Source organism: Methylorubrum podarium (assembly GCF_022179745.1).
Taxonomy (GTDB): Bacteria; Pseudomonadota; Alphaproteobacteria; order Rhizobiales; family Beijerinckiaceae; genus Methylobacterium; species Methylobacterium podarium.
Map to the genome: position 1 here is coordinate 1 of NZ_BPRD01000305.1, position 11,790 is coordinate 11,790.

General features: G+C 70.6%; 12 protein-coding genes. 9 read left to right on the plus strand and 3 right to left on the minus strand.

Going from position 1 to position 11,790, the window contains the following annotated elements; genetic code table 11:
• From MFF42_RS15420 to MFF42_RS15440, 5 genes are all read left to right on the plus strand, one after another.
• The coding region (locus tag MFF42_RS15420; protein ID WP_283206887.1) for a DNA translocase FtsK at positions 1-475 on the plus strand (475 nt) is incomplete at its 5' end.
• Positions 476-642: 167 nt separating this feature from the next.
• A complete protein-coding gene (locus MFF42_RS15425; protein WP_238256528.1) occupies positions 643-1,599 on the plus strand; it encodes an outer-membrane lipoprotein carrier protein LolA in 957 nt (318 codons plus the stop codon).
• 333 nt (positions 1,600-1,932) lie between these two features.
• Positions 1,933-3,588 (plus strand): putative bifunctional diguanylate cyclase/phosphodiesterase, encoded by a 1,656-nt coding sequence (locus tag MFF42_RS15430; protein WP_238256529.1) that lies wholly within the window; start codon positions 1,933-1,935, stop codon positions 3,586-3,588.
• A gap of 14 nt (positions 3,589-3,602) precedes the next feature.
• Positions 3,603-4,073: a BLUF domain-containing protein gene (locus tag MFF42_RS15435; RefSeq protein WP_238256530.1), complete on the plus strand. Its 471-nt coding sequence runs from the start codon at positions 3,603-3,605 to the stop codon at positions 4,071-4,073.
• Between the two features lie 69 nt (positions 4,074-4,142).
• The gene (locus tag MFF42_RS15440) at positions 4,143-4,952 is read left to right on the plus strand and encodes an exodeoxyribonuclease III (RefSeq protein WP_238256531.1); all 810 of its coding nucleotides are present in this window, start codon (positions 4,143-4,145) and stop codon (positions 4,950-4,952) included.
• 247 nt (positions 4,953-5,199) lie between these two features.
• Here MFF42_RS15440 and MFF42_RS15445 read toward each other — a convergent pair whose 3' ends face one another.
• Positions 5,200-6,666, minus strand: a complete 1,467-nt coding sequence (locus MFF42_RS15445) for an amino acid permease (RefSeq protein WP_238256532.1) — start codon at positions 6,664-6,666, stop codon at positions 5,200-5,202.
• A 289-nt stretch (positions 6,667-6,955) separates the two neighbouring features.
• On the opposite strand from MFF42_RS15445, the gene rpsO reads away from it, so the two are divergent.
• Complete coding sequence (gene rpsO / locus MFF42_RS15450) at positions 6,956-7,225, plus strand: 30S ribosomal protein S15 (protein WP_238256533.1); 270 nt, start codon at positions 6,956-6,958, stop codon at positions 7,223-7,225.
• A gap of 261 nt (positions 7,226-7,486) precedes the next feature.
• A complete protein-coding gene (gene pnp / locus MFF42_RS15455) occupies positions 7,487-9,724 on the plus strand; it encodes a polyribonucleotide nucleotidyltransferase (RefSeq protein WP_238256534.1) in 2,238 nt (745 codons plus the stop codon).
• Between the two features lie 72 nt (positions 9,725-9,796).
• Here the strand turns inward: pnp and MFF42_RS15460 are convergent, their stop codons facing one another.
• Positions 9,797-10,096, minus strand: coding sequence for a hypothetical protein (locus MFF42_RS15460; RefSeq protein ID WP_238256535.1), 300 nt, complete (start codon positions 10,094-10,096; stop codon positions 9,797-9,799).
• 3 nt (positions 10,097-10,099) lie between these two features.
• On the minus strand, positions 10,100-10,462 hold the full coding sequence (locus tag MFF42_RS15465; RefSeq protein ID WP_238256536.1) for a type II toxin-antitoxin system RelE/ParE family toxin: 363 nt from the start codon (positions 10,460-10,462) through the stop codon (positions 10,100-10,102).
• A gap of 256 nt (positions 10,463-10,718) precedes the next feature.
• Between MFF42_RS15465 and MFF42_RS15470 the strand changes: the two genes are divergently transcribed.
• Complete coding sequence (locus MFF42_RS15470) at positions 10,719-11,360, plus strand: glutathione S-transferase family protein (protein WP_238256537.1); 642 nt, start codon at positions 10,719-10,721, stop codon at positions 11,358-11,360.
• A gap of 102 nt (positions 11,361-11,462) precedes the next feature.
• Positions 11,463-11,687 (plus strand): YgaP-like transmembrane domain, encoded by a 225-nt coding sequence (locus tag MFF42_RS15475; RefSeq protein WP_373875188.1) that lies wholly within the window; start codon positions 11,463-11,465, stop codon positions 11,685-11,687.
• The last annotated feature ends 103 nt before the right edge of the window (positions 11,688-11,790 follow it).

Sequence of the window (11,790 nt, forward strand, 5' to 3'; positions counted from 1 at the left end):
CACGACGCGGGTGCACGGACCGTTCTGCTCGGACTCGGAGGTCGAGAGCGTGGTCGCCCACCTCAAGCGCCAGGGCCGGCCCTCCTATCTGGAGGCGGTCACGGCCGACGACGGCTCGTCCGACCAGCCGGAGAAGCCGGCCAAGGGCGCGCGCGCGGCGAAGGCCGAGAAGGACGACTTCGCGGACGCCGAGGAGGCCGACGCCCCGGTCTTCGACATCGGCGCCTTCGCGGCGACCGCCGGCGCCGAGGGTGGCGAGCTCTACGAGCAGGCCATCGCCGTGGTCCTGCGCGACCGCAAGGCCTCGACGAGCTACATCCAGCGCCGCCTGCAGATCGGCTACAACCGCGCTGCCTCGATCATGGAGCGGATGGAGATCGAGGGGATCGTCGGACCGGCCAACCACGCCGGGAAACGCGAGATCCTGGTCGAGGGTCTCGCGGGCGCCCCCTCCGGCGGCTACGACGACGAGTGAACCGCGCAAAGCCGGCCCCCGTCGCATATTCGCCACAGGGGCCGGCTCTATCGCCCGACACGAATCCGGACGCTCCGCCGCCAGGCGCGTCCGCACCGGGACGGCAAGAGCCCCACCGGGATGGCAAGAGCCCCGCGCGCCCGCACGCTTTCGGAGATGCCCACACGATGACTGGCCGACGCCTCCGCCCCGCCGCCGGTCCGCTGCTCGTGGTCGCCGCGCTGGCGCTCCAGCCGCTTCCGGCGAATGCCCAGGTCTCGTCCTTCCTCGACGGCCTGTTCGGCCGCAAGGAGGAGCCGGCGCCGCCCCCGGCCGCCTCGCCCGCGCCGGAGGCTGCCCCGGCGCCGGCCAAGAAGGCGGCGCAGAAGCCCGCCAAAGGCGCGGACAAGGGTGCGGACAAGACGGCGGAGAAGCCTTCGGAAAAACCCGCCGAGAAGACCGGCAGCCTCAAAACGGCGGCCAAGCCCGGCGCTCCGGCGACGCCCGCCGCCCCGGCCGGCACGCGGGTCGCGGCGGTGGGGGCGCCCAATCTCGGCGTCTCGCTGCAGGACGCCGACCCGGCGACCGTGGTCGCGGCGGCCAACGGCTACTTCAACGGCTTCCAGACGCTGACCGGCTCGTTCATCCAGATCGGCGCCGACGGGCGCCGCATCGGCGGCAAGCTGACGCTCGCCAAGCCCGGGCGCCTGCGCTTCGAGTACGACCAGCCCTCCCCGCTCGAAGTGGTGGCCGACGGCACCTCGGTCGCGGTGCGCGACCGCAAGCTGAACACGCAGGATCTCTACTTCATCTCGCAGACGCCGCTGAAATTCCTGCTGCGGGACAAGATCGACCTCGCCCGCGACCTGACCGTGACGGAGGTCACCAACGATCCGGGCGGCGTGCGCATCGCCCTGGAGGACCGCTCGACGCTCGGCGGCACCTCGAAGATCCAGCTCTTCTTCGACGCCGAGATGAAGACCCTGTCGCAGTGGCGGATCACCGACCCGCAGGGCTACCTCACCACCGTGCAGCTCTCGAACCTGCAGAAGGGCAAGGCGGTCGACGGATCGCTGTTCTTCATCAATTACGGCCGCGCCGAGGACAAGGCGATGCAGCGCCAGATCGAGAGCCAGAACCCCTGACATCGGGTTCGGGCGCCGTGGTCCGGCGCCCCCGACGGCCCTCACCGCGGAACCGCACCGCAGCGCCGGGTCTCATCGTCCGATGGTAGGTGAGGACGGTGTCCGGCAGGACACGGAACAAGAGCGGCAAGGTCGGCGACAACATGGGTTGAATCCCGCTGTAAAAATCACGGAACGTCTTGTCGCATCCTATGTTATGGGCCTCACGTTTCTGCCAATAATCGCGCGAATACGCGCCGCGGAGCACTTGATTTAAGGTTTCCTTGAGGGGCCGGCCGCCCAATGGGCGGGCCGCCCACGCGGGGCGGCTTCAACGGAACGCTGCCCGGCCGTATGTCCGCCCTCCCCGCTCTCTCGATTCCGGCCATCCCACCGTTCGAGGCGGCGCTCGCCGAGATGGCCGTGCCGCTCGTCCTGCTCGACGCCGCCGGCACGGTGACCTTCGCCAACGCCCGCGCGGCGGCGCTGCTCTCCTGCGCCGTGCCGGCCGGGCTCTCGCTGCCCGCTCTGCTCGCGGCCTTCGGCGGCGCGGAGGCGGAGGGCGGGCTTCTTCCGGAAGCGCTGCGCACCGCCCGCCCGGTCCGGTCCCGCCTCACCCTCGACGGCGACCGCCGCGTCGAGGCGGCGCTGGCTCCGCTCTCGGCCGGCGGCTTCGCCCTCACCTTCGAGGACGTGACCGAGCAGCTCCGCGGCGCCGCCCTGGCCCGGCAGGAGCCGCTCACCGGCCTGTGCAACCGCGTCGGCCTGCACGATCGCCTCGACGCGGCGCTCGCCGAGGCGGCGGGAACGGGCGCGCCGCTCGCGGTGCTGATGCTCGACCTCGACCGGTTCAAGGCGGTCAACGACACCCTCGGCCACCCGGTCGGCGACGCGCTCCTGCGCAAGGTCGCCGAGCGCCTGCGCAAGGCCACCCGCCGCGAGGACGTGGTGGCGCGGCTCGGCGGCGACGAGTTCGCCATCCTCCAGGCCGGCGCCGAGCAGCCGCAGGCCGCCGAGGCCCTGGCGCGCCGCCTCGTCGATCTGGTCGGCCGGACCTACGTCGTCGACGGCCACATGCTCAATGTCGGTGTCAGCGTCGGCGTCGCCATCGCCCCCGCCGACGGGCGCGACGCCGACGACCTCCTGAAGCACGCCGACCTCGCGCTCTACCGTGCCAAGGCCGAGGGCCGGGGCACCTACCGCTTCTTCGAGCCGGCGATGAACGCGCAGATGCAGGCGCGCCGCAGCCTGGAGATCGACCTGCGCCGGGCGCTCGCCCTCAAGCAGTTCGACCTCGCCTTCCAGCCGCAGATCCGGCTGGAGACCGGGCAGGTGACCGGCTTCGAGGCCCTGCTGCGCTGGAACCATCCCGAGCGCGGCCCGGTCTCCCCGGCCCTGTTCATCCCGCTCGCCGAGGAGATCGGCGTCATCGTCGGCATCGGCGAGTGGGCCCTGCGCGCCGCCTGCCGCGAGGCGGCCGGCTGGTCGCAACCCGCGTCGATCGCCGTGAACCTCTCCCCCGTGCAGTTCCGCGGCGGCAAGCTGGTCGAGACGGTGATGAACGTGCTGGCCCAGACCGGCCTCGATCCGGCCCGGCTCGAGCTGGAGATCACCGAGGGCGCGCTTCTCGAGAACACCGACAGCGTGCTCGACGTGCTCAACGGCCTGCGCGCGCTCGGCGTGAAGATCTCGATGGACGATTTCGGCACCGGCTACTCGTCCCTGAGCTACCTGCAGAAATTCCCCTTCGACAAGATCAAGATCGACCAGTCCTTCGTCCGCGGCATGGAGGACAACGCCGAGTGCGGCGCGATCGTGCGGGCGATCGCCCGGCTCGGCGCCAGCCTCGGCATGCGCACCACCGCGGAGGGCGTCGAGACGCCGACGCAGCTCGACGCCATCCGCGCCGAGGGCTGCACGGAGGTCCAGGGCTACCTGACCGGGCGCCCGATGCCGGCCGCGCAGGCCGCCGCCCTGCTGTCGCCCCCCACCGCCGTCTCTCCCGCCTGATCCCGGAGCCCTCCATGAGCCAAGACGCCAGTCACGACTCCCCGACGCAGAACCTGCGCCGCCTCGTCTATTACAGCCGCAACCGGGTGACCGGCGCCCCGGCGGCGATGAACGAGACGATCCGCGGCATCCTCGCCGTGAGCCGCGCCAACAACGCCCGCGTCGGCGTGACCGGGGCGCTGATGTTCAATGCCGGCTGCTTCGCCCAGGTGCTGGAAGGGCCGGGCGAGGCGGTCGAGTCGACCTTCGAGCGCATTCAGCAGGACGAGCGCCACGGCGAGGTCTCGCTGCTCGCCTTCGAGGCGGTGGAGACGCGGCTCTTCACCGAATGGTCGATGGCCTTCGTCGGCGCCTCCCAGGCCGACGCCGCCCGCTACGGCGACTTGGCCGGCGAGAGCGGCTTCGACCTCTCGCGGATGACGGGGGACAAGCTCTGCGCCGTGCTGCACGGCCTCGCCCTGGAGGAGGAAGCCGCCGCGGCCTGACGGTTTTACGCGCCGTCCGGGTTGGGCTAACGGGGCGGCCGTCCCCGCCACGCTCCTCAGGCAATCCCCGTGCGCCTCACCGTCACGACCTGGAACATCAACTCGGTGCGCCTGCGCATCGAGTCCGTGCTGCGCTTCCTGAAGGAGGCGCGGCCGGACGTGCTCTGCCTGCAGGAGACCAAGTGCCCCGACGAGCTGTTTCCGCTCAAGGCGTTCGAGGGCTCGGGCTACGAGCACATCGTCTTCGCCGGGCAGAAGGGCTATAACGGCGTCGCGATCGTCTCGCGCTTTCCCCTGCTCACCCGCGACGTCATGAGCTTCTGCGAGCGGGCGGATGCGCGCCACATCTCGGCGGTGCTCGGACCGGAGGCGGGGCCGGCGGCGGGGATCGTGCTGCACGATTTCTACGTGCCGGCGGGCGGCGACGTGCCCCACCGCGACCTCAACCCGAAATTCGCGCACAAGCTCGACTTCCTGGGAGAACTGCGCGCCTGGGGCGGCCGGCGCGTCTCCGGCCCGGCGATCCTGGTGGGCGACCTCAACGTGGCGCCGCTGGAGCACGACGTCTGGTCGCACAAGCAGCTCCTCGACGTGGTGAGCCACACCCCCGTCGAGACCGAGGCGCTGGAAACGCTGCGCGGGGAGGCCGGCTGGATCGACGCGGCCCGGCTCCTCACCCCGGAGCCGGAAAAGATCTACACGTGGTGGAGCTACCGCTCGCCGAACTGGGACCTCGCCAACAAGGGAAGGCGGCTCGACCACGCCTGGGTCTCGCCGGATCTCGCCGGCACCGTGCGGCACGTCGAAGTCTTCCGCGCGGCCCGCGGCTGGGACAAGCCGTCGGACCACGTGCCCGTCACGCTGTCGCTGGAGTTGTGAGCCGGGAACGCTCACGCCCCTCCGGGCATTTGAACTCCACGTCCTGAATCCTCGACACGGAGTCCAATCGGATGCGCTCGATCCTGCGCCAGATCCTCGTCGTCTTCCTCCTGCCCAAGGCCATCGCCTACCTGCGCCGCCGCTACGGCGGCGGCCGCGCCGCGGGCCAGCACCGCTCGTACTGAGGCCGGGTTTCCAAAGGGATCATCCCTTTGGCGGGGCGCCGGGGTGGAACCCCGGCTTCCCTTCAACCAGGGCTCTGCCCTGGACCCGCGAAAGGACTCGTCCTTTCGAAACCCGGATCCAGGCCAACGCGCCGACGGGCGTAGCCGAACCAGATCGCCAGCCCGAGGCCGAGCCAGACCAGCAGCCGCAGCCAGGTGTCGCCGGGCAGGCTCGCCATCAGGGCGAGGCAGGCGAGGATGCCGAGCACCGGCACGACGGGGCCGCCCGGCACGCGGAAGGGCCGCGCCCGCTCCGGCTCCGTCCGGCGCAGGACCAGCACGCTGACGCAGACGAGGATGAACGCGAACAGCGTGCCGATGCTGACGAGTTCGCCGAGAACGGTGATCGGCACCAGCGCCGCCACGACGGCGGTGGCGAGCCCGATGAGACCCTGCGCGACGAACGGCGTCCGGCTCGTTGCGCCGATGCGCGCAAAGGCATCCGGCAGCATGCGGTCGCGGGCCATGGCGTAGCAGATCCGCGCCTGCCCGTAGAGCGCGGTCAGCGCCGCCGTGGTGATCCCGATCAGCGCCCCCAGCTTGATCGCGGCCGAGAAGCCGGGCAGCCCCGTCACCGCCATCGCCTTGGCGATCGGATCGGCCACGTCGAGCTCGCGATAGGGCACGAGGCCGGTGAGCACGGCGGCCACCGCCACGTAGAGCGCCGCGGTGACGGCGAGCGCGCCGAGCAGCCCCACCGGCGCGTCCCGCTGCGGGTCGCGGGTCTCGCCCGCCGCCGTCGAGATGGTCTCGAAGCCGACATAGGCGAAGAACACCACGCCGGCCCCGCGAAACACGCCGCTCCAGCCGAAGGCGCCGAACGTGCCCTCGTTCGCCGGCACCAGCGGGTGCCACAGTTCGGGCCGGAGGTGCCCCACGCCGAGGCCGAGGAAGGCGAGGATGATCGCGACCTTCAGCGCCACCAGCAGGGCGTTGGTGCGGGCGGCGGTGCGGTTGTCGCGCATCAGCAGCGCGGTCAGTGCCAGCGTGATCAGGGCCGCCGGCCCATTCACGAGTCCGCCCTCCCCCGGCGCCGCGGCGAGCGCTACCGGCAAGCGCAGGCCCATATCGGCGAGCAGGCTCTGGGCGTAGCCCGACCAGCCGACGGCGATGGTCGCCGCGGCCATGGCGAATTCGAGCACGAGGTCCCAGCCGATGATCCAGGCGGGCAGCGCCCCGAGCGTCGCGTAGGTGTAGGAATAGGTCGAGCCGGCCACGGGGATCATCGCGGCGAGTTCCGCGTAGCAGAGCGCCACCAGCCCGCTCGCGACCGCGCCGAGCACGAAGGACAGCATCAGGCCCGGCCCGGCGAAGTTGGCCGCCGCCGTGCCGGTGAGCACGAAGATCCCCGCCCCGACCGTTGCCCCGACGCCGATGCAGACGAGGCTGAAGGCGGAGAGGTTTTTCGCCAGCGACGGGCCGCCGGTGCCGGACTCGTCGGCGAGGAGGGCGGCGATGGGCTTGCGGGCACCGGGGGCAAAGAGCGGCATGGGGTCTCGCGGGCCTGGAGCGGATCACGGCCGGTGACGCGAAATCCGCGCCGGTCGTGAGGCAGTATGAAGCGGAAGTCGACCGAGCGGGCGGCGGCACTGGCACTTCCCACGGTTTCGTGTATGGTCCGCGCCGCCTCGACCCGGCCGACGGGCGGGGCTTGTGCCGCTTGCGGCTGACCGTGCTGGACGACATCCCGGCACCGGCCCGACCGCAGGTTTTTCAAAGGTGCCCTTCCCTTTCATGGGCGGCGCCTTCCGACCCAAACTTCCCTCCGAAAGGACTGCGATGTCGATCACGGCAGAGCGCAAGACCGCGCTCATCAAGGAATACGCCCAGGGCAACAAGGACACCGGCTCGCCGGAGGTCCAGATCGCCATCCTTACCGAGCGGATCAGCAACCTGACCGCCCACTTCAAGACCCACGGCAAGGACAACCACTCCCGCCGCGGCCTCCTGAAGCTGGTCTCGCAGCGCCGCTCGCTGCTCGACTACCTGAAGCGCAAGGAAGAGGGGCGCTACCGCTCCCTCATCGAGCGCCTCGGCATCCGCCGCTAAGGCACATCGCGCGGTCCCCCGGGACCGCGTTTTCACAAGCGCTCTCGGTCGACGTGGACGCCGGTTCGACGTCGAGGGAGCGCGGGCAACGAAAGACGGACCGTTCGGGCATGGGGCCCGGCCGGTCCACCCCCGGGCGGCTTGAAGGCAAAGGGCGCCAGGGCAGGATCGCGAGACGCTCTTCTCGAAGAGCAGCGTCTCGCCGTCTTGCCTCTGGCGGCGCCGGGTTCGCCCGACCGCATGTTTGAAGGCAAGAGACCGATGTTCGACGTACAACGTGAAGAGCTGATCTGGGGCGACCGCAAGCTCGTCCTCGAAACCGGCAAGACGGCGCGCCAGGCCGACGGCGCCGTGGTCGCCACCTACGGCGAGACCACCGTGCTGGCCACCGTGGTCGCGGCCAAGGAGCCCAAGGCCGGCATCGACTTCATGCCGCTGACCGTGAACTACCAGGAGCGCGCCTACGCCGCCGGCCGCATCCCCGGCGGCTACTTCAAGCGCGAGGGCCGTCCCAGCGAGAAGGAGACGCTGGTCTCCCGCCTGATCGACCGGCCGATCCGCCCGCTCTTCGTCGAGGGCTGGCGCAACGACACCCAGGTCGTCGTCACCGTCCTCTCCCACGATCTCGAGAACGATCCCGACATCGTCTCGATGGTGGCGGCCTCCGCCGCGCTGACGCTGTCCGGCGTGCCCTTCATGGGCCCGATCGGCGCGGCCCGCGTCGGCTACCTCAACGGCGGCTACAAGCTGAACCCGCTGGTGACGGAGATCGCCGAATCGACCCTCGACCTCGTCGTCGCCGGCACCCAGGACGCGGTGCTGATGGTCGAGTCCGAGGCCAAGGAACTCTCCGAGGACGTGATGCTCGGGGCCGTGATGTTCGGCCACAAGCACTTCCAGCCGGTGATCGAGGCGATCATCCGCCTGGCCGAGAAGGCCGCCAAGGAGCCGCGCGACTTCTCGCCCCCGGAGAACGCCGACGTCGAGACCGCCGTCCTCGGCATCTGCGAGGCGGAGCTGCGCGACGCCTACAAGAAGACCGTCAAGCAGGAGCGCTACGCCGCCGTCGACGCCGTGAAGGCGAAGGTGGTCGCCGCCCTCTGCCCGGCCGAGGGCGAGCAGAAGTTCTCGCCTGAGAAGGTCAAGGCCGCCTTCAAGGAGGCCCAGTCGAAGGTGGTCCGCTGGAACATCCTCGACACCGGCTCCCGCATCGACGGCCGCGACGTGAAGACCGTCCGCCCGATCGTCTCGGAGGTCGGCGTCCTGCCCCGCGCCCACGGCTCGGCGATGTTCACCCGCGGCGAGACCCAGGCGCTGGTGGTGGCCACGCTCGGCACCGGCGAGGACGAGCAGTTCATCGACGCGCTCGAAGGGACGTACAAGGAGCGCTTCCTGCTCCACTACAACTTCCCTCCCTACTCCGTCGGCGAGACCGGCCGCATGGGTTCGCCCGGCCGCCGCGAGATCGGCCACGGCAAGCTCGCCTGGCGCGCGATCCGGCCCGTCCTGCCGCCGGCCCACGAGTTCCCCTACACGATCCGCGTGGTCTCCGAGATCACCGAGTCGAACGGCTCCTCCTCGATGGCCTCGGTCTGCGGCGGCTCGCTGTCGCTGATGGATGCGGGCGTGCCCCTGCGCCGTCCGGTGGCCGGCATCGCCATGGGCCTGATCCTGGAAGGCGAGCGCTTCGCGGTGCTCTCCGACATCCTCGGCGACGAGGACCATCTCGGCGACATGGACTTCAAGGTGGCCGGCACGGACGAGGGCATCACCTCGCTCCAGATGGACATCAAGATCGCCGGCATCACCGAGGAGATCATGAAGGTCGCCCTCGCCCAGGCGAAGGACGGCCGCGCCCACATCCTCGGCGAGATGGCCCAGGCGCTCACCGCGGCCCGTCCGGAGCTCGGCGAGTACGCGCCGCGCATCGAGACGATGCAGATCCCCACCGACAAGATCCGCGACGTGATCGGCACCGGCGGCAAGATCATCCGCGAGATCGTGGAAAAGACCGGCGCCAAGATCAACATCGAGGATACCGGCGTCGTGAAGATCGCCTCCTCCGACGGCAAGGCGATCAAGGCGGCCTATAACTGGATCCGCTCCATCGTCGCCGAGCCGGAGGCGGGCACGATCTACGACGGCACGATCGTCAAGATCATGGAGTTCGGCGCCTTCGTGAACTTCTTCGGCGCCAAGGACGGCCTCGTCCACATCTCGGAGCTGGCCCCGCAGCGCGTCGCCAAGGTCGGCGACGTCGTCAAGGAAGGCCAGAAGGTCAAGGTGAAGTTCCTGGGCGCCGACGAGCGCGGCAAGATCCGCCTGTCGATGAAGGTCGTCGATCAGGAGACCGGCGAGGACATCACCGACAAGCTCAAGGCCGAGCGCGCGGAGCGCGGCGAGCCGGAGCGCGAGGAGCGCAGCGACCGGGGTGATCGCGGCGACCGCGGCCCCCGCCGCGACCGCGGCGAGCGCCGCCGGGAATCGTCGGGCGAGTAAGCCTCTGACATGACACGGAAAGGGCGGCTGAGAGGCCGCCCTTTTTCAATTCAGATGTCCTTCCAACGGTGCTCACGCCGCCTGGATGAGAATCCATGTGACCGCCCGCTTCTCATGGGGCGGCATCGTGGTCCCGATCGCGATCGGCAGCGTGGCGCAGGCCCCGTTCTCGACCCTCCAAACCCCCGATTGGGGGCAACGCTGCCCAGTCGCCGCCTTGACGCCGACCGCGGGGTCATTCGGCGGAAGCGACGCGGCCGGCTCCGACTGCCGGCGGCGAAAATCGGCAACCAGCGCGGCCGCGTTCCGCTCGATGTCCGCCCGGCGCTCGGGCGCAATCTCCTGTAGCAAGTCGTCGAGCGGCACAGGCATGCTTCACCTCCCTGACGGCGTCGCGCGGTTGAGATAGGCATCGAAGCGTTCGTCTGCCAAGTCGATCAGGCGTCCATAGACGAGTCTGTCCTTGCGACCGCCCTTGACGGCAGCGGCCAGCAGGATGGCGCGGCGGACCGGATCAAAGGCGAAGGCGACGCGCCATTCGACCTTGTTCACGGTGGGTCGCAGTTCCTTCATGTTGCGGTGGCGGGAGCCGTTGAGTGTGTCGGCGTAGGGCCGGCCGAGTTGTGGGCCGACCTGCTTCAGAACGGCCGCGTAGGTGAGAATGGCGTCCCGCACCGGTTCATCGAGCCGCCGGAACTCCTCCGCGAACGCGTCGTCGAAAAGGACCTCCCACGTCATCGCGACTCAGCTCCCCCAGGGTCGGCACCGTACGCACTTTCCCCTCACCGCACGTTCGGCGAACCTGTTCGGCCGGCGCGACATCGTCTCCGCGCACAACACCATCGTGCCCGGTGTAACCGCGGACCGTGCGCTTCCGGCCGATCGCCCGGTTCTGAGGCGGAGGCGCCGAGCCTTCCTCGTCCGTCGTCCTTCCCGTAGATCTCCAGGCCGATTCGCGCCGCTCGCGGCCCGAGTCGGACCCGGAGGCAGATTCATGACCGACGACCTCGTCTTCTACACCCACCCGATGTCCCGCGGCCGGATCGTGCGCTGGATGCTGGAGGAGGTCGGCGTGCCCTACCGGACGGAGCTGCTCGGCTACGGCGACACGATGAAGGGGGAGGCCTACCGGGCGGTCAACCCGATGGGGAAGGTGCCGGCTCTGTGCCACGGCGCCACGACCGTCACCGAGGTCGCGGCGATCCTGGCCTATCTCGCCGACCGGTTTCCGGAGGCCGGGCTGGCGCCGGAGCCCGCCGCGGCGGCCCGCGGCCCCTATTACCGCTGGCTGTTCTTCTGCGCCGGCCCGGTCGAGGCGGCGGTGACCAACAAGGTGCTCGGCGTCACCGTGCCCGACGAGCCGCGCATGCGGGGCATGGTCGGCTACGGCAGCCTGGAAGCGGTGCTCGACACGCTGGAGGGCGCCGTCGCCGGCGCGGAATACGTGGCGGGCGGCCGTTTCAGCGCCGCCGACCTCTACCTCGCCGCCCATCTCGGCTGGGGCATGCAGTTCGGCACGATCCCGAAGCGCCCGGCCTTCGAGACCTATGCCGGGCGCCATCTCGCCCGCCCCGCCGCCGTGCGGGCGCGGGAGATCGACGACGCCCTGCTCACGCAGCAGGCCGGCGGCGCGTAGCCGCCTTTTCACGGAACGGCGCCGGCCGCCCCGCGTTCGCCCCGCGACCACGCAAGGACGCCGACGAGGGGCGTCGAGAAGGAGCGTATTTCCGTGAACGAGATGATCGAAGACATCTTTTCGGGCGAGCCGAACCTGAGCATGACCGAGCGCGCGGTCTCCGTCGCGCTGGGCCTCGGCATCGCCGCCGCGGCGGCGCAGCCCCGGCCGAACAAGCTCCTGAGCCTCGCCGCCCTGGTGGTGGGCGTCGGGCTGGCCGTGCGCGGCGCCACCGGCCACTGCGCCGTCAAGGCGGTGAGCGCGGGCGGGCGCGACCTGACCGGCTGAGTCCGTTCACGACCCCGGCCGGCGACGCTCCCGCTTCGTCGCCGGCCGGCACGACCCCACCGAAGACGACCCCAACGAAAAAGGGGCGCTCCCGCGGGAGCGC